The 17,477-nt window shown below is 60.8% G+C and carries 14 protein-coding genes and 1 pseudogene; 6 read left to right on the plus strand and 9 right to left on the minus strand.

The features are described from left to right. Position 1: 1 nt before the first annotated feature. The 6 genes from cysT to IFT66_RS12080 all read right to left on the minus strand — a co-directional run bounded on the left by cysT (position 2) and on the right by IFT66_RS12080 (position 8,919). Positions 2 to 826, minus strand: coding sequence for a sulfate ABC transporter permease subunit CysT (gene cysT / locus IFT66_RS12055; protein ID WP_192077729.1), 825 nt, complete (start codon positions 824 to 826; stop codon positions 2 to 4). A gap of 261 nt (positions 827 to 1,087) precedes the next feature. Then, entirely contained in the window at positions 1,088 to 2,071 is a 984-nt protein-coding gene (gene cysP / locus IFT66_RS12060; protein ID WP_192077730.1) for a thiosulfate ABC transporter substrate-binding protein CysP, read from the minus strand. 557 nt (positions 2,072 to 2,628) lie between these two features. Beyond that, on the minus strand, positions 2,629 to 3,714 hold the full coding sequence (locus tag IFT66_RS12065) for an enoyl-CoA hydratase/isomerase family protein (protein ID WP_199864808.1): 1,086 nt from the start codon (positions 3,712 to 3,714) through the stop codon (positions 2,629 to 2,631). A 178-nt stretch (positions 3,715 to 3,892) separates the two neighbouring features. Further along, entirely contained in the window at positions 3,893 to 7,072 is a 3,180-nt protein-coding gene (locus IFT66_RS12070) for an efflux RND transporter permease subunit (protein ID WP_192077731.1), read from the minus strand. A 25-nt stretch (positions 7,073 to 7,097) separates the two neighbouring features. Next, entirely contained in the window at positions 7,098 to 8,267 is a 1,170-nt protein-coding gene (locus tag IFT66_RS12075; RefSeq protein ID WP_092659558.1) for an efflux RND transporter periplasmic adaptor subunit, read from the minus strand. Positions 8,268 to 8,316: 49 nt separating this feature from the next. Then, positions 8,317 to 8,919 (minus strand): TetR/AcrR family transcriptional regulator, encoded by a 603-nt coding sequence (locus tag IFT66_RS12080; protein ID WP_062461428.1) that lies wholly within the window; start codon positions 8,917 to 8,919, stop codon positions 8,317 to 8,319. A gap of 167 nt (positions 8,920 to 9,086) precedes the next feature. Here IFT66_RS12080 and IFT66_RS12085 point away from each other — a divergent pair, with 167 nt between their 5' ends. Together IFT66_RS12085 and IFT66_RS12090 are read left to right on the plus strand one after the other, a co-directional pair. Next, on the plus strand, positions 9,087 to 11,045 hold the full coding sequence (locus IFT66_RS12085) for a hybrid sensor histidine kinase/response regulator (RefSeq protein WP_342344766.1): 1,959 nt from the start codon (positions 9,087 to 9,089) through the stop codon (positions 11,043 to 11,045). Between the two features lie 109 nt (positions 11,046 to 11,154). After that, complete coding sequence (locus IFT66_RS12090; RefSeq protein WP_062461431.1) at positions 11,155 to 11,439, plus strand: BON domain-containing protein; 285 nt, start codon at positions 11,155 to 11,157, stop codon at positions 11,437 to 11,439. A gap of 63 nt (positions 11,440 to 11,502) precedes the next feature. Here IFT66_RS12090 and IFT66_RS12095 read toward each other — a convergent pair. Then, positions 11,503 to 13,810 (minus strand): annotated as a pseudogene (locus IFT66_RS12095) (glucose/quinate/shikimate family membrane-bound PQQ-dependent dehydrogenase); the annotation flags it as partial. 221 nt (positions 13,811 to 14,031) lie between these two features. On the opposite strand from IFT66_RS12095, the gene IFT66_RS12100 reads away from it, so the two are divergent. Further along, complete coding sequence (locus IFT66_RS12100) at positions 14,032 to 14,760, plus strand: glutathione S-transferase (protein ID WP_192077732.1); 729 nt, start codon at positions 14,032 to 14,034, stop codon at positions 14,758 to 14,760. Positions 14,761 to 14,920: 160 nt separating this feature from the next. Here IFT66_RS12100 and IFT66_RS12105 read toward each other — a convergent pair whose 3' ends face one another. Beyond that, positions 14,921 to 15,385, minus strand: a complete 465-nt coding sequence (locus IFT66_RS12105; protein WP_430251871.1) for a sigma-70 family RNA polymerase sigma factor — start codon at positions 15,383 to 15,385, stop codon at positions 14,921 to 14,923. Between the two features lie 246 nt (positions 15,386 to 15,631). On the opposite strand from IFT66_RS12105, the gene IFT66_RS12110 reads away from it, so the two are divergent. From IFT66_RS12110 to IFT66_RS12120, 3 genes are all read left to right on the plus strand, one after another. Further along, positions 15,632 to 15,853, plus strand: coding sequence for a hypothetical protein (locus tag IFT66_RS12110; protein ID WP_192077993.1), 222 nt, complete (start codon positions 15,632 to 15,634; stop codon positions 15,851 to 15,853). A 194-nt stretch (positions 15,854 to 16,047) separates the two neighbouring features. Then, on the plus strand, positions 16,048 to 16,227 hold the full coding sequence (locus IFT66_RS12115; protein WP_062461446.1) for a hypothetical protein: 180 nt from the start codon (positions 16,048 to 16,050) through the stop codon (positions 16,225 to 16,227). Positions 16,228 to 16,393: 166 nt separating this feature from the next. Continuing rightward, positions 16,394 to 16,894, plus strand: coding sequence for a YciE/YciF ferroxidase family protein (locus IFT66_RS12120; protein WP_062461448.1), 501 nt, complete (start codon positions 16,394 to 16,396; stop codon positions 16,892 to 16,894). A 213-nt stretch (positions 16,895 to 17,107) separates the two neighbouring features. On the opposite strand, the gene IFT66_RS12125 is transcribed toward IFT66_RS12120, so the two are convergent. After that, positions 17,108 to 17,347: a hypothetical protein gene (locus tag IFT66_RS12125; protein ID WP_139283771.1), complete on the minus strand. Its 240-nt coding sequence runs from the start codon at positions 17,345 to 17,347 to the stop codon at positions 17,108 to 17,110. Positions 17,348 to 17,477: the final 130 nt, after the last annotated feature.

Genomic DNA, 17,477 nt, shown 5'->3' on the forward strand with positions numbered 1-17,477 from the left:
CTTATCCCTTCACCGTGTAACGCAGCGCCCGCGACTGCAGCCAGTTGGTAACGGCCAGCATCGTAAAGGCGGCGAGCAGCAGCACCGAGGCAATGGCGGCGGCCGCCTGGTAATCGTATTCTTCGAGCCGGATAAAGATCAGCAGCGCTGTGATTTCCGTCGACATCGGCTGGTTGCCGGCGATGAAGATGATCGCCCCGAATTCGCCAAGGCAACGGGCAAACGACAGCGAGAGGCCCGCCAGCAATGCCGGCGCCAGCAGCGGCAGGATGACCTTGGCAAAGATCGTCCAGTCGGACCCGCCGAGCGATTGCGCCGCTTCTTCCAGCGCCGGATCAAGATCTTCCAGCACCGGCTGCACCGTGCGCACGATAAACGGCAGCGAAGTGAAACACATGGCGATCATGATGCCGAGCGGCGTATAGGCGACCTTGATGCCGTAACCTTCCAGCACCGAACCGAACCAGCCATTGTTGGCAAACAGCGCCGTTAGCGCAATGCCGGCAACCGCCGTTGGCAGCGCAAACGGCAGATCGACCATCGCATCGATGATGCGGCGGCCGGGAAACCGGTAGCGGGTAATGACCCAGGCAAGTGACAGCCCGAAAAACAGGTTGAACACGGTGGCACCAAGCGCCGACAGCACGGTCACCCGGTAACTGGCAAGCGCCCGCGACGAGGAGACGATCCGCCAATAGTCTTCAGGCCCCAGGCTCGCGGCCTTGATGACAAGCGCCGCCAGCGGCAGCACGACGATCAGGCCGACATAAAACAGGGTCACGCCCAGCGATAGCGGCAAGCCAGGCAGGACATTGCGTCGTCTCAAATGATCAGTTCCTCGTTTTCAACTGCAACAAAGTCTTCAACAGCAAGAACCGGCGGACGAATATCCACCGGTCTGGTTTCGCAGTTCTTTAGCGTCCCCCATTCTTGTGGCGGCCACAGGACCCGACGCGTGCCGGGTTGAAGGGTTTTTTCAGCCTAAGGACTTAGGCTGGCTGGATTCCTGTGACAAGCACAGGAATGAGGGTGAATGGGTAGCAATCCTTGAGAGACAACTCACCTCAGCCAATCAACCCCAGTCCAATCAGCGGCTGCCGTAGAGCTTGTCGAGCGTGCCGCCGGAGGCGAAGTGTTCGGATTGGATCTTGGCCCAGCCGCCGAACACATCGTCGACCTTGAAGAGGCGGATTTCGGGGAACTGGCTCTTGAACTCGGCCGCGACCTTTTCGTTATGGACGCGGTGGCCGAATTCGGCGGCGATCTTCTGGCCTTCCTCGGTGTAGAGGAATTCCAGATAGGTCTTTGCCAGCGCTTCCGTGCCATGCTTCTTGGCGACCTTTTCGACAACGGCGACCGGGAATTCGGCGAGCAGCGAGACCGACGGAATGACGTTTTCGACCTTGTCCTTGCCGAACTGCTTTTCGATGCCGCGGGTTTCGGCCTCGAAGGTGATCAGCACGTCGCCCTGGCCGCGTTCGACGAAGGTCGTCGTGGCGGCGCGGCCACCGGTATCAAACACCGGCACGTTGTCGAAGATCTTGGTGATATAGGCCTCGATCTTCTCGGCATCGTCCTTGAACTCTTCCTTCGCCCAGGCTGTTGCCGCCAGATAGGTGTAGCGGGCGTTGCCGGATGTTTTCGGGTTCGGGAAGATCGCGTGGACGTCGTCACGGGCGAGATCACCCCAGTCCTTGATATTCTTCGGATTGCCGGCGCGCACAAGGAAGGCCGGGAAGGAATAGAAGGGCGAGGCGTTGTTCGGAAACGCCTTGTTCCAGTCCGCGGCAACAAAACCCTGCTTTGCCAGGAAATCGACGTCGGTCGACTGGTTGAAGGTGACGACGTCAGCCTCGAGCCCCTCGACGATCGAGCGTGCCTGCTTGGACGTACCCGCATGCGACTGATCGATCGTGACGCCCGGATGCGCCTTCACGAAGGCCTCGTTCTCGGCCACGAACAGCTCGCGGGCGACGTCATAGGAAGCGTTGAGCAGTTTCTGCTCCTGCGCAAACGCCGGCTGCACGAAGAGGGCGGCAAGTGCCGTGCCGAGGATAAGAAGGCGGTTCATCAGTGTCTCCGGAATGGGAAGTTGAGGCGACACTACCGGGAGTATCGGTAGACCGCGAGGAACCGCCCTCTCCTGCAGGTGATACACGGAGAAATTTCATCCATTTATCGCAGCATTCGGCGATGGTTTTGCCGGAAGGCGCCAAAGCGCAGTGGATCGCCCCGATCCGGGGGGCAAAGAAGATACGGCTGTTTTGGGCCGTGAGGACGAAACGGGCAGCATGTTTTTGTTAAGCCCCTGAAAGACAAGCGAAGAAAAATTCGTCGTAGCCTTTTTCATCCTCACGCCTGAAAGCCACGCGATAATGCCGTCGTCATCGGATGGGAAACCGTTTTCGCGAACCGGTCCCCGACGGTTCAGCGCTTCTGAGGACGAAGCTCGGTTTCCGGTGATGGTCGAACGACATGCGGTCTCTCGGGAACTGACATCTCCCGAAAATATCGCAGGAAACTCGATCGGGGCAGGCAGATCATCATCTCCCTCATACCCACGATACCGCTGCCTGCCCCACTCCCGTTTCAACCATGCCGGTTTCGCCGGTGTGGACGGTTTTGCTGCTACAACCGATGATCGGCAAACAGGACCGGGTGATCGGCTGCAAGATAAGGAGCAAGATCGGCTTCCGTCACCTCAGCAGGGCTTGCCGGTTGCCAGCGCGGGTTGCGGTCCTTGTCGATCACGGCGGCCCGCACGCCCTCGTAGAAATCATGGTGTTTCAGCAGTTCGCAAGCGGCGGTAAATTCCCGCTCCAGGCATTCGACGAGGCTTGAACTGTCACGGCCGAGACGCAGAAGTTTCAGCGTCAGCTTGAGGCTGGTCGGCGAGCGTTTCGACAGAGTCTCGAGGGTTCGGGCGGCGAACCCGCCTGTCTCCCGGCTGAGCGCTGCAAGGATCTCCTCGACCGTATCATGCGCAAAGGTCCGGTCGATCACGTCACGGTTCCGCGCAAGCGTGCCACCTTCGCCAGACACGGCAAAAGCATCGATCACGGCCTGCACTGCCTCAGCCTCTGAGTCTCCGGGAAGCTGTCCAATTGCGGCGACGAGATCATCCAACTTCTCTGATGGCACGAACGAATCCGCCAACCCGGCATGGATCGCATCGGCACCGTCAACCACGTCACCGGTCAGGCCCATCCAGGTTCCCGCCTCGCCGGGCGCCCGGGGCAGCAGCCACGTCGCGCCCACATCCGGCACATAGCCGATCCCGGTTTCAGGCATGGCGAGTTTCGTGCGCTCGGTAACGATGCGGTGGCTGCCATGCGCCGAAATGCCGACACCGCCGCCCATCACAATCCCGTCCATCAGCGCCACATAGGGCTTCTCATAGCGCGAGATGCGATAATTAAACGGCATCTCCTCCCGCCAGAACCGCGTCACCTCGGGGTCGGACGCCCGCCCTGCCTGATGAATGGCCCGGATATCGCCACCAGCACACAGGCCACGCTCGCCCTCGCCCCTGATGATGACGCAGGAGATCTCAGGGTCAGCGGCGCAGCGGTCGAGTATCTCATCGAGCGCCCGCACCATGGACAGATTGAGGCTGTTCAGCGCCTTCGGCCGGTTGAGCGAGACCACCGCAGCAGACCCGCGGCGACTGAACAGCACCTCGGCTTCAGTTGCAGGTTGCACTGGATTGGCCATTGTGTCCTCCATCCTCTACCCCACCGACCCTCATTCCTGTGCTCGTCACAGGGATCCAGCCGACACGCGTCTGCGTGGCGAAAGAGGGTTTGCAGCCCCAAGGACTTGGGGCAGCTGGATCCCTGTGACAAGCACAGGGATGAGGGAGATTATGGCGCTGTCCCACCGGGAAAGCCCCTCACTCCGCCGCCATCGGCATATCATGCTTGTCCTCGAACAGCTCGCCCTGGTTGGCGGGCGTCTCGGACTTGTCGTCTTTCTTCGCCTTCGGCTCGCGGCCGAAGAAGAGGGAGTAGCCGGCAGGCAGCACGATGATGGTGAGGACGGTGGCGACTAGGATGCCGCCCATCATGGCATAGGCGAGCGGTCCCCAGAACAGGCCGCGCGAGATCGGAATCAGTGCCAGCACCGCCGTGAGCGCGGTCAGCATGATCGGCCGGAAACGCCTGACGGCGGCGCCTACGATCGCTTCCTGGCGATGCATGCCCGCCGCGATATCCTGGTCGATCTGGTCGATCAGAATGATCGAGTTGCGGATGATGATGCCGAGCAGCGCGATGACGCCGAGGATGGCGACGAAGCCGAACGGTGCACCGGTGATCAGAAGCGCCATTGCAGCGCCGATGATGCCGAGCGGACCGGTCGACAGAACCAGCATCGCCTTGCCGAAATGCTTGAGCTGCATCATCAGGAGCAGCATGATGACAAGCAGCATGATCGGGGCCTTTGCCGCGATCGAGGCCTGGCTTTCGGCCGCATCTTCGGCGCCGCCCTGGATGTCCACGGAATAGCCGGCCGGCAGGGCCGCGCGCAGGTCGGCCATCGAGTTATAGAGGTTTACCGAGGCCTGCGTCGGCTCGACGCCGTCAGGCAGGGTTGCCTTGACGGTAATCGTCGGCAGACGGTCGCGACGCCACTCGATACCCTGTTCGAGGACAGGCTCGACACGGGCCACCTGCGAAGCTGGCACAAACGTGCCGAGATCGGTCGGAATATAGACCGACTGGACGGCGGCCAGCAGGTTGCGGGTGGCATCCGGCTCGCGCACCACGATCGATACGGTCTCCTCGCCATCGCGGAAGTCGCTGATCGGAGCGCCTGACGTTGCGGCCTGCAGCATCTGCCGCACCCGCTGCGACGAGACGCCGAGCGCACGCGCGCGGTCCTGATCGATGACGAGCTTCATGCCCGCGACCGGCTCCATCCAGTCGTCGTGAATGGCGCCGAAATCTGGCTGCTGTTCGTAACGTGCCTTGACCTGGTCGGCGATGCGGCGGACTTCCGCCTTGTCCGGGCCAACGACGCGCATCTGCACGGCCCAGCCCGTGGGCGGGCCGAGGAAGAGACGGTCGACCTTGCCGCGCACCGTCGGGAATTCTTCGGCGAGAATCTTTCGCAGCTTGACGATCATCCGCTCACGCTCTTCAAGACCGTTCGACATGATCAGGAGCTGGGCGTAGTTCGGGTTGCGCAGCTGCTGGTCGAGCGGCAGGAAGAACCGCGGCGCGCCCTCGCCGATATAGGTGGCGACAAAGCTCTTGTCGGGGTCGTCGAGGATCCGGTCTTCGAGCGCCTTGGCCTGACGTTCCACTTCCTTGATCGCGGTGCCCTCCGGCAGCCACATGTCGACCAGGATTTCCGGTCGCGACGACTGCGGGAAGAAGCTCTGCGGAATGAACTGAAACGACCAGAGGCTGGCTGCAAACGCGCCGAGCGTGGCGATGAGCACGATCGCCTTGTGGCGCACGGACCAGCCAACCGCATGGCGCACGCCGCGATACATGCGGGTATCATAGGCATCGTGATGATCGCCGCTGCCCGCATGGCTCCGCTGCTTGAGGATCATGTAGCCGAGCCACGGGGTGAAATAGACGGCCACGAACCAGGATACGACGAGCGCGATGCCGACGACGTAGAACAGCGACCGTACGTATTCGCCGGCGGTCGAATCCGCGAAGCCGACCGGGATAAAGCCGGCGGTGGTGATCAGCGTCCCGGTCAGCATCGGGAAGGCGGTGGAGGAATAGGCAAAGCTTGCCGCATCGAGCCGCTCGAACCCCTCCTCCAGCTTTCTTTCCATCAACTCGACGACGATCATCGCATCGTCGACGAGCAGTCCAAGCGCGATGATCAGCGCGCCGAGCGAGATACGCTGCAGCTCGATGCCGAGATAGAACATGATGGCAAGCGTTGCCGACAGAACCAGCGGAATGGCGATCGCAATCACGATGCCCGAGCGCCAGCCGATCGAGATCAGCGACACGACCAGCACGATGACCAGCGCTTCGAGAAGCGCCTGCGTGAACTCGCCGACGGCTTCGGTGACGACCTCAGGCTGGTTGGAGATCTGCTCCACCTGAACGCCGACCGGCAGCGTCTCCTCAAAGCGCTTGTAGGTTTCCTCCACTGCATGACCGACGTCGGTCACTTTGTAGCCGTTCGCCATCACCACGCCGAGCTGCACGCTGTCATGGCCGTTGAAGCGGAACTTGCGCTGATACGGATCCTCGAGACCTTCCTTCACCGTGGCGATATCGCCGAGACGGAAGACCTGGTCGCCGGCGCGCAGCCGCAGCGCCTTGATATCATCTGGCGTGGTCACGCCACCCTCGACCGAGATCCGCACCGAACGGTCCGCGGTTTCCACCGAGCCGGACGCATCGACATCGTTCTGGCCGGCCAGCGCGGTGCTGATGTCATTGACGGTGAGGCCGCGCTCGGCAAGCGCCTGCGACGACACGTCGATGAAGATCTTCTGCGGCTGGTCGCCGAGGATCGTTGCCTTTTCGACGCCGGGCGTGGCCAGCAGCATGTCGCGGGCCTGGATGGCGTATTGCTTCAGCTCCGGATAGCTGTAGCCCTCGCCGGTAATGGCGTTGAGGGTGATATAGGTATCGCCGAACTCGTCGTTGAAATAGGGCCCGTAGATACCGGACGGGAGATCCTGGCGAATGTCGCCGATCTTCTTGCGCACCTGGTAGAAGGCATCTGCAACGTCCTGCGCATTCGTGTCGCCCTTCACCTGGATCGTGGTGATCGAGATGCCGGCGCGGGTGTAGGATTTGACCCAGTCGAGATGCGGGGTTTCCTGCAGCTTGCGCTCGATCTTGTTGACCACCTGGTTCTGCATGTCCTCGATCGAGGCACCCGGCCACTGGGCCTGCACGACCATGACGCGGAAGGTAAAGTCCGGATCTTCCTTCTGGCCCATGTTCATGATGCCAAGCGCACCCATGACGATGATGAGACCGAACAGAAAACGCGCGATGCTGGGATGGCCGATGGCCCAGCGGGACAGGTTGAAACTGCCCTTTTCCTTCTGCTTTTCCAGCGGATTGGCCTGATGATCGGAACTCATGATCTTGATCCTCTAACCGGAAATATCAGGGCTGGACGGAAGCGGTGGACTGGCTCGACACCGAGCCGAAGCGTGTCGCGACCGTTTCCGGCAGCTTCACCTTCATATCGTCCTTCATGAACTGGGTGCCGGCCGAGACGATGAGATCGCCTTCGGCAAGGCCTTCCGAGATGCGCACGCCGTCATCGGAAAAATCCGCCACCTTGACCGGACGCGACGCGACAATTCCCTTGCCGCGATCGACCACCCAGACGATCGGCTGGTCACCCTTCTTGGAAAGCGCTGCAAGCGGAATGGCAAAGGCCTTGACCGCGTTGCCGGCGACAGCCTCGATCGATGCGGTCATGCCGAGCAGGATCTTCGGGTCGGCGGGAAGGCTCACCCGCACCGCGAACGTGCGCGACTGGGCATCGGCGCTCTGCGCGACTTCACGCACCTTGCCGTCGATCACGAGATCGGCAGACGACCAGATCCGCGCCTTGACCCCGTCGCCCGGCTTGAAATGCGAGACATCCATTTCCGGAACCGCGATCTGGACTTCCTTCTCGCCATCCACAGCGACCGTGACGACGGAAGTGCCGGTGCTCACCACCTGGCCACGATCGGCGCTGACGGCCGTGACGATACCGTCGCGGTCGGATTTGAGTTCGGAATAGGCAACCTGATTGCGGGCCTTTTCGAGCGCAGACTGCGCTGAATCCCGTTGTGCCAGGGCCTGCTCGCTGCTGAGCTGTGCCTGTTCCAGCTGCGATTTCGACGTGACGTCCTTGGCCGCAAGCGTTTCCGCGCGGCGCAGCGCCAGACCGGAGATCTCGACCTGCTTGGTGGCCGATGCGAGATCGGCTTCGGCGCTGCCGAGATCAAGCTTGTAATCGGTGGAATCGATCCGAGCGAGCACTTCGCCCGGCGTGACGCGGTCGCCTACATCCACAAGCCGCTCGGTGATCTTGCCCGCGACCCTGAAGCCGAGATTCATTTCGGTGCGGGCACGCACGGAACCGGAATAGACGAGCTTGCGGCCCTCATCCGGCGCACCGATCTGCGTCACCTTGACCGGCCGCACGATCTCCGGCGCCTCGGCCTTTTTCTCTTCGGAACATGCCGCGAGCGAAAGAAGCGCCGCAGCGACTGCAACGCCTTTCAAGGCGGAAGAAAATTGACGGGCTGCGACGAAAGACTTTCCTCGGAAAGACATGATCCCACTCCATAAGGCGGGTTACGGTGAGCGCGACAAGCGCAGGTTCTTATTTCAGCGCCCTGAGGGCGAAGTCGACGACATCGGCCGGCGCGGCGCGCCGGGTTTCAAACAGACATTCAGCAATGATCTGCGGGTGACACAGCGTAACCGTGCAATCACAGAGGCATTCTGCGGCAAGCTCAGCGTCCTGTGCGCGGAACTCTCCCATTGCAATCCCCTCCTCGACGAGGCCTGCGACGATCGCTCGAAGCTGCATGATATGGTCTTCGATCACCGACCACTGTTCCTCGATCGCTACGACAACCATCTCGTGGACCTTGTTTTCGTGCAGCAGCGTCTCGACCGTGATGCGGTGCTGCTGCAGAAAATGGTCACGCAGTCGCTCGGTGGCACTGACAGCGCGCTTTGCATTCTCCCAGGCAACGGCTCGGCTCGCCTCGAGCATCCGGTTGGCAAGCGCCTTGTGGATCTCGGATTTCGACCCGAAGAACCGGTAGATATTGGCCGGCGACATGCCGAGATCCTTGGCGATGTCGGCCACTGTCGTCTTGGCGTAACCGTAATGCTTGAACAGTCGCTCGGCCGCTTCGAGGATGCGGACCACGTTTTCCTGGCGTGTATCCTCGGGAGTGCTGACGGGAACGTCCATAACGTAATGGCTTTCAATTAACGACTGACGAATTTCATTTTTCGTCACTATTCATCTTTAACCTCATTGTGTCAAGGCACTCGTATTTTTCTGCAATGCAAGGCATGGTGGACCCACTGGCGCCTCGAGACGTAAGCTCGGGGTACATCGCATATTGAGTTTGGGCGGTGGGAAAGTTGAAGACCGTGCAGGAAGGCCATCAGGTATCCCCGTTTAACGAGGAGCGGTATCGGCTTCTGATTGATTCCATCACGGATTACGCGATCTACATGCTGGATCCGAAAGGCCACATCGCCAGCTGGAATCCGGGCGCCCGGCGCTTCAAGGGGTTCGAGGAATCCGAAATCCTCGGCCAGCATTTCTCCAGATTCTATACGGAAGAAGATCGGCTTGACCATCTGCCGGAACGCGCACTGAGGATTGCTGCGGCGGAAGGCCGGTTCGAGAACGAAGGCTGGAGGGTTCGCAAGGACGGCAGCCGTTTCTGGGCGCATGTCATCATCGATCCTATCCGCGACGGCGATGGCCAGCTCCTCGGCTTTGCCAAGGTCACCCGCGATCTCACCGAGCGCAGGAATGCCGAAGCAGACCTGAAACGCAGCGAGCGGCAGTTCGAAGTCCTGGTGCAAGGGGTCAGAGACTACGCGCTCTACATGCTCGATGGCAAGGGCAATGTCAGCAACTGGAACCACGGTGCCGAACGCATCAAGGGCTACCGCGCCGAGGAGATCGTCGGCGAGCATTTTTCGACCTTCTACACGGTGGACGACCGCGCCGCCGGCGAACCGACAAAAAATCTTGCAACGGCTCTGCGGGACGGCCGCTTCGAGGGCGAGGGTTGGCGCCACCGCAATGACGGCACCCGTTTCTGGGCGCATGTGATCATTGACGCGATCCGCGACGAGACCGGAGAGCTGAAAGGGTTCGCCAAGATCACCCGCGACATCACGGAAAAGATCGAGGCGCAGAAGGCGCTGACCGTCGCCCGTGAGGATCTGTTTCAGGCGCAGAAACTGGAAGCGATCGGCCAACTGACTGGCGGCATCGCCCATGACTTCAACAACCTGCTGATGGCGGTCCTGGGAAGCCTTGAAATCCTCAAGAAGAGATTGCCGGACGACCCGTCGCTAATGCCGCTTCTGCAAAACGCCATTCAGGGCGCCGAGCGCGGTGCAGCGCTGACACAGCGCATGCTGGCCTTTTCGAGGCGGCAGGAACTCCACATGGCCCCGATCGGCGTTGCCGGTCTGATCGATGGCATGATGAATTTCTTCGAGCGTTCGCTGAGATCTGACCTCACAATCAGAACCGACATTCCCGACAGCCTGCCCCCGGTTCTAAGCGACGCTGTGCAGCTCGAGAGCGCGCTTCTGAACCTCGTCGTCAATGCCCGTGACGCGATGACAACAGGCGGAACCGTGACGATCACCGCCATTGATGTGCACTTCGCGCAAGGCGACGACAGGCTCCAGCCGGGTCACTACGTCAAGATCAGCGTTTCCGATACGGGCGAAGGCATGGATCCGGAAACGCTTGCCCGCGCTACCACACCGTTCTTCACCACCAAGGGCGTCGGCAAGGGAACGGGTCTCGGCCTGCCCATGGTGCAGGGCCTGACCGAGCAGTCGGGCGGCCGGCTTTCGATCGACAGCGAAGAGGGCAAGGGAACCACGGTTTCCCTGTTTCTGCCCGTTGCCCGTCTTGAAGACTGCCCGGAGGAAAAGAAGCCCGCCTCGGATCTCCCTGCGGCGCGACCAAAGGAGAGGCTGACGGTGCTCGCCGTCGACGACGACGCGCTGGTGCTGATGAACACATCCCTGATGCTGGAGGATCTCGGCCACACGGTGATCGAAGCCCATAACGGACGCGAAGCGCTGGCTGCGCTAGCCCGCACGGATACGATCGATCTCGTCGTCACGGACCATTCCATGCCGGGAATGACCGGAAGCGAACTCGCGTCGGAGATCAACCGCCAGTGGCCCGGCCTGCCGGTGGTGCTGGCCACCGGCTATGCCGAACTGCCGCCCGGCGAGGACGACCGCCTGCAACTGCCGCGATTGCCGAAGCCGTTCTCCCAGAACCAGCTGGCGGACGTGATCGCCACCATGCTCGGAAGCGCGAGCTGAACCAACGGCTGTGCGCCGCGTTGTATCTCCTGATGATCCGCAGGTGCCGCGCGAGGGTCGTTTCGCCCTCATCTCCTGCCGGACGCGACGACATCAGGGAGAACGTCACATGGTATTCAAACATCCGCAGTTTAACGAAACCGCTCCGGAGATCGAAGTCGAGTTCCCGGCTTACGCCCAGCTGGAAGGCAAGGTCGCCGACGCGCTTGCCTCGGCCGGCGGCATTGATGCAAGCGAAGTGACCGTCACCGTCACCGGAACCTCCATTGCTCTCGCAGGCCGGGTCGCCGACGCCCGCGAGATCGCCCGCGCCGAGGAAGTGGTCCGCAGCGTTGAAGGCGTGACCGAGGTGCGCAACAGCATCACCGCCGAAGCCGGCAGCCATCTCACCTGAGGGTTCGAAAGCCTTCAATGCAAAAAGCCCGGAAGCAGACGCTTCCGGGCTTTTTTTTTGGCNCGGGTGTGGTGCCGACCGAGCCGTGGCCGCCTGCGACCATGACGACGAACTGGCGTCCGTCCTCGACCGCGTAGGTCATCGGCGTCGCCTGACCGCCGGCCGGAAGCCGGGCTTCCCACAGCGTCTTGCCGTTCTTCAGGTCATAGGCACGCAGGTAGTTGTCGACGGCGGCACCGAGGAAGGCAACGCCACCCTTGGTGATCATCGGGCCGCCGATGCCGGGAACGCCAACCTTGAACGGCAGCGGCAGCGGGGTCATGTCGTGGACAGTACCGTTGCGATGCTTGTAGGCGGTCTTGCCGGTGCGAAGATCGACGCCGGCGACATAACCCCATGGCGGTGCCTGGCAAGGAATGTTCAACGGACCGAGGAACGGACCCATCAACACGCCGTAAGGTGCGCCGTCATTGCGGTTGAGGCCCTGTTCCGAACCCTTTTCGTCCTGACCCTTCGCCGGGATATCCGCACGCGGAACCAGCTTGGAGGTAAAGGCGAGATAGGTCGGCATGCCGAACATCACCTGGCGTTCCGGATCGACTGCGACGGAGCCCCAGTTGAACGTGCCGAAATTGCCGGGATAGATGATCGAGCCGTTGAGCGACGGCGGGGTATAGCGACCCTCGTAGTTATACTGGTGGTACCAGATGCGGCACACCATCTGGTCGAGCATCGAAACGCCCCACATGTCGCTTTCCTTCAGCGGCTCCGGCTTGAAGGAGACGGCCGAGGTGGGCTGGGTCGGTGCGGAAAAGTCTTCCGGAATGGCACCCTTCGGAGCAGGCTCTTCGGTGATCGGGAAGATCGGCTCGCCGGTGCGACGGTCGAGAACGTAGATGTCGCCCTGCTTGGTGGGGCCAACCAGCGCCGGCACCACGGAATTATCCGGGCGCGACAGGTCGATCAGCACCGGCTGCGCCGGCACGTCCATGTCCCAGAGATCGTGATGCACCGTCTGGCGAACCCAACGGTCGGCACCGGTATTGATGTCGAGCGCAACGATCGAGGACGAGTATTTCTCGACGCTTTCCGAACGGTTCATGCCGAGCTGGTCGGGCACCTGGTTGCCGAGCGGAATGTAGACGAGGCCGAGTTCCTCATCGACCGAGAACACCGACCAGCTGTTGGGCGAATTGGTCGTGTAGGTCTGGCCCTCGGCAATCGGCTGGGTCTGGCTCGGATTGCCGGAATCCCAGTTCCAGATCAGTGCGCCGGTGTTGACGTCGAAGGCGCGGATGACGCCGGACTGTTCCTGCGTCGAGTAGTTGTCGTTGACGGCGCCGCCGATGATGATCTTGTTGCCGACGATCGCAGGCGGCGATGTGGAATAGTAGTAGCCGGCCGGATTGTGCTGCATGCCGGTTTCCAGACGCAGCGTGCCGTTCTGCGCAAAGGCCGGGCAGACCTGACCGTTGGCCGCATCAAGCGCGATCAAACGGGCATCGGATGTCGGAAGATAGACGCGCTCGGCGCATGCGGAACCGGCAGCGGCCGCCTGGTCCTTGTAATAACTGACGCCGCGGCAGGTCTGGTGCTGGCGGTCCGGGTTCATGCCCGAATTCGGGTCGTAGCGCCACTTCTCCTTGCCGGTCGTCGCATCGAGCGCGATGGCGAGATTGTGCGGCGTGCAGAGATAAAGCGAGCTGCCGACCTTGAGCGGCGTGACCTGATAGGTGGTCTCGCCCACGTCGTCCGGTCGCTTCACGTCACCGGTCTGGTAGCGCCAGACTTCCGTGAGGTTGGCAACGTTGTCCACATTGACCTGGTCGAGCGGCGAATAGCGCTGGCCATAGGGGGTGCGGCCATACTGGTGCCATTCGCCATCCGGCACATCACCGCCGAGCTTCGGGGCGGCTGCGACCGACTGGTCCGGCAGCTCGCCGCTCTGGTCGTAGGGATCGAAGAACATCGAGGCGACGGCGACGACCACGGCAATGACCGAGGCGATGGCCAGCGGTACGGCACTGGCGCTGTATTGCATGCCGGATGGGCTGAGAAAGCCGAGCGGCTTGCGGATCCACGGTGTCAGCAGCCAGAAGCCGAGGACGATGATGAGACCGCCGCGCGGGCCGAGCTGCCACCAGTCGAAACCGACTTCCCAAAGCGCCCAGACGAGCGAAACGATGACAATACCGGCATAGACATGCAGTGCCGCGCGTTTCCGAAGGAAAAGCAGAATGGCGGTCAGCACGAAGGCAAGGCCGCAGATGAGATAATAAACGCTACCCCCCAGCATGACGAGCTGTCCGCCGCCGATGGCGAGAGCGAGCCCGAGCAGGGTGAAGATGATGGCGGTGATCTTGAGAGCCATGGTGGTTTCCGTTCCGAACTGAAGACGGGCATTATAGGTGGCAAGCCGGACATTCAGCCGGTGTCGCGTGGTAATCTAGCGCTCTCCGGAGATGTTCAAGATACGATACGGAATGCCAGCCGTGCAGAAGTGCGAGAACAAACGGGCGCTCTGCTCGTTCGGAAAGAGAACGCCGCAGCGATCGACGGCGACCCACTCAAACAGGGATTGCAAGCACAGCCATGGCATATGAACTCTACTACTGGGACGGCCTGCAGGGTCGCGGCGAATTCGTCAGACTGGCGCTGGAAGACGCCGGTGCGGACTATCTCGACGTGGCGAGAACCACGGACGGGTCCGAAAAGATGATGAATTACCTGAAGGGTAGCCAAGCCTATCCCGACCTGCCATTCGCTCCGCCGTTTCTGAAAGACGGCGAGATCGTCGTCTCGCATGTCGCCAACATCCTGCACTATCTCGGCCCGAAGCTCGGGCTTGCTCCCGATGACGAACGGTTGCGTGTGTTTGCGCAGGGTCTGCAGCTGACGATCACCGACTTCGTGGCCGAGGTTCACGACACCCACCATCCGATCAGCACCGGGGACTATTACGAGGATCAGAAGCCGGAGGCCAAGGCGCGCACAAAGGCGTTTCTTGCGCAGCGGGTGCCAAAGTTTCTCGGTTATTTCGACGGCGTGATCGGATCAAACCCGACCGGCGAAGGCTGGGCTGTCGGCGGCGCCATCACCTATGTGGACCTGTCGCTCTTCCAGATCGCCGAAGGGTTGACCTACGCTTTCCCGCGAGCGATGGCATCGCTGGACAGCCGCTATCCGAATGTGGCGAGACTTCGCGACGCCGTTGGGAAAAGGCCGAGGGTCGCTGCCTATCTCAAATCGGACCGCCGCATCGCTTTCAACGAGAACGGCATCTTTCGCCACTATCCCGAACTCGACGAGGATCCGGCATAGGCGCTTTGGCGCCTTGACGTTTCTGGCTAGATAAATGCGAAGACAGGAGCGACCGTGGCTATCATGATCGCGGTCGCGATCAGTACGAACTTCATGTCCTTGCGCTCCTGAGCATTGATGGCTGCCTCTTCGGGCAGCCGCGTTTGGATGACGAGCGGGGTTATCTTGCTTCCTCCCCCAGTTCCTGAAGGATCTGGTGCCGTGCGCGATTAAGACGGCTCTTTACCGTTCCAACAGCGCAGCCGCAGATTTCAGCTGTTGCCTCGTAGCTCTCACCGAGAATGGCAACCAGTGTCAGTACCTCGCGGTAATGGGGAGGCAGCTTTACGAGAGCGTCGCGAACTTCCTTCGCCCTGATTGCCATTTCCTGCGAAGCAGCTATCGGCGTATCGCCCGACACGTTTTCTTCGAGCCCTGGAGCCTCGCGGCCTAAAATCTTGGATCGGGTATAGAACGTGTTGCGCATGATGGTGAAGAGCCAGGACTTCAGCCGCGTGCCGCGCTCGAACTTGTCGAGGTTGGCCAGCGCCTTCATCAGTGTTTCCTGCACGAGATCGTCGGCGTCCGTCGTATTGCGGCAGAACGTACGCGCGAAGGCACGAAGCGCCGGTATAAGCTTCACGATATCTGCCCGCGCAGGATCGCCATTCAACTGTGATTCAGACACCGTTGCCTACCTCTCCCAAGTCTCGACGGCCGGATTGACTTCTGCAAACGCGTGCCCCTTCATTTTGGTTCCGCCCTCTCAACCCCACCCGGAGATTGCCGGCAGATCACCTTGAAAATATGGGGCTCTGGCCGGCCTGCCGGAACAAACTGAAGCAGCAAGCCGTTTTTTCAGCATCATCGGCAACGCCAAGGAGGGAATGTCATGAGCTTTACCGACAAAACCAACGACAACGACCAGAACAGCGCACAGAGCGACGAGTGGAAGGCCAGGAAGGCTGAGCAGTCGGCGCGCGAAAAGGGCACCGACGCTGACCTCGAACAGCAGCTCGACGAGGGCCTGGAAGATACGTTTCCGGCGAGCGATCCGGTCGCCGCAACAATAACGTCCATTCCGGCCGGCACCCCGGAGCCGCCGAAGAACTGATACCGACCCGGACCATTGGAACAAAGTGGGCGGCCTCCGAATAGGAGGTCGCCCTTTTTCATTCTTCGCTGTGACTTTTTCGGGATATCCGAAATTAATCTTATTGGTATAAGAGGTTTCTAAAGGGCTCAGGGAATGCGGGCGAAAGCGTCCGGCAGAGGGTGTTTTCGGTGGCGGTGACGTCAGAGGTCGGAATGAAGAAGCAGAGCAAGCCGGTGGAAGAAAAAGACGCGAGTTTCGGACGCAGCGTCAACCGCAAGGTTTCCGTTCTGTTGGCGGAGATCGAGAAGGAAGACGTGCCCGATCGCCTGCTCGGTCTTGCCCTGCAGCTTCAGAAGGAATTGTCCGAAAAGCTCGACGGTAAAGGCAGCTGACCGCCTGACCTCGAGATGAGCGCCCGCCGGCGCATGCGCGAACATCTGATCTGCGGATCAACCGCAAGCTGTCGCCCCATCTCGACCTTTTTCACAAATATGTGAGGAACTTTCAGCTTCTGCTTTGGTTCATTGGGTGCGAATTCGACTCTCAAGGAGATCCACCATGGCTAAAGACAAAACCCTCGAAGACCTGTTCTACGAAACGCTGAAGGACATCTACTACGCCGAGCGCCAGATCGTGAAAGCGCTGCCGAAAATGGCCCGCGGTGCCCAGGATCCGAAGCTGAAGGCCGCTTTCGAGACCCATAAGGAAGAGACCGAAGGCCAGATCGAACGCCTGAAGCAGGTTTTCGAACTGATCGGCAAGCGCGCCCAGGGCAAGACCTGCGACGCGATCGAAGGCATCCTGTCCGAAGGCGAGGAAATCCTCGAAGAATTCAAGGGCACATCGGCTCTCGACGCCGGCCTTCTGGCCGCTGCACAGGCAGTCGAACACTATGAGATCAGCCGTTACGGCACGCTGCGCACATGGGCGACCGAACTCGGCCTGAAGGACGTGGCAAAGCTTCTCGACGAGACGCTTGCCGAAGAAAGCAAGACCGACGAAGCGCTGTCTGCACTGGCACAGTCCACCGTCAACGCCGCTGCCAAGAAGGCAGCCTGATCGCGCAGCGACAGACGCCCGGTCACCAGATCGGGCGTTTCTTCGCGAACGTGACGCCAGAAAAAAGAAAAAGTCCGGCACATGCCGGACTTTTTTGGATTGATTTGCGGTCTGCGACATCGGCGCCCGGACTATCGCCAAAACAAAACGCTCCGCAGTCCCACAGGATTGCGAAGACGTATGAATGACGTGGCAGCTAGAAAATGGTGTCAATCAACTATGGTAAGCGGCTTTCGGAATGCCGGATTTCGGCAGCATTTCGATCGGAGCCATCTTTCCATCCACACCAAGCCTGCGGAAAACTCCGGCATGGAATCGTCCACGCCGCAGCAGTTGGACCTTCGCCGCCTCCACGGCAAGTTCCACTGTATGGAAGTACGAAGTTGAATGTACCCCGTCAATTACATAGACCCAGCCCGTTGCGTCTGGAACAATATCGCAGTAGTTTTGCATTGCAGCGTCTCCTCCCGGCGGTCTCGAACGCGTAACTCCTCGAATAGTTCCGTCCGGTCGGTTGTTTGTGCCAACACGATTTGAATCAATCGAATTTCTGTCGTGAAATCCATGGAACTTATTCCCAACA

Source organism: Rhizobium sp. CFBP 13726 (assembly GCF_014841925.1).
GTDB lineage: Bacteria > Pseudomonadota > Alphaproteobacteria > Rhizobiales > Rhizobiaceae > Neorhizobium > Neorhizobium soli.

What these genes read in the sequence shown, in the direction of transcription:
- cysP (WP_192077730.1), bottom strand. Translation starts at nt 2,071, where the DNA reads ATGAACCGCCTTCTTATCCTCGGCACGGCACTTGCCGCCCTCTTCGTG.
- IFT66_RS12065 (WP_199864808.1), bottom strand. Translation starts at nt 3,714, where the DNA reads ATGGCCAATCCAGTGCAACCTGCAACTGAAGCCGAGGTGCTGTTCAGT.
- IFT66_RS12070 (WP_192077731.1), bottom strand. Translation starts at nt 7,072, where the DNA reads ATGAGTTCCGATCATCAGGCCAATCCGCTGGAAAAGCAGAAGGAAAAG.
- IFT66_RS12075 (WP_092659558.1), bottom strand. Translation starts at nt 8,267, where the DNA reads ATGTCTTTCCGAGGAAAGTCTTTCGTCGCAGCCCGTCAATTTTCTTCC.
- IFT66_RS12080 (WP_062461428.1), bottom strand. Translation starts at nt 8,919, where the DNA reads ATGGACGTTCCCGTCAGCACTCCCGAGGATACACGCCAGGAAAACGTG.
- IFT66_RS12090 (WP_062461431.1), top strand. Translation starts at nt 11,155, where the DNA reads ATGGTATTCAAACATCCGCAGTTTAACGAAACCGCTCCGGAGATCGAA.
- IFT66_RS12100 (WP_192077732.1), top strand. Translation starts at nt 14,032, where the DNA reads ATGGCATATGAACTCTACTACTGGGACGGCCTGCAGGGTCGCGGCGAA.
- IFT66_RS12110 (WP_192077993.1), top strand. Translation starts at nt 15,632, where the DNA reads ATGAGCTTTACCGACAAAACCAACGACAACGACCAGAACAGCGCACAG.
- IFT66_RS12115 (WP_062461446.1), top strand. Translation starts at nt 16,048, where the DNA reads ATGAAGAAGCAGAGCAAGCCGGTGGAAGAAAAAGACGCGAGTTTCGGA.
- IFT66_RS12120 (WP_062461448.1), top strand. Translation starts at nt 16,394, where the DNA reads ATGGCTAAAGACAAAACCCTCGAAGACCTGTTCTACGAAACGCTGAAG.
- IFT66_RS12125 (WP_139283771.1), bottom strand. Translation starts at nt 17,347, where the DNA reads ATGCAAAACTACTGCGATATTGTTCCAGACGCAACGGGCTGGGTCTAT.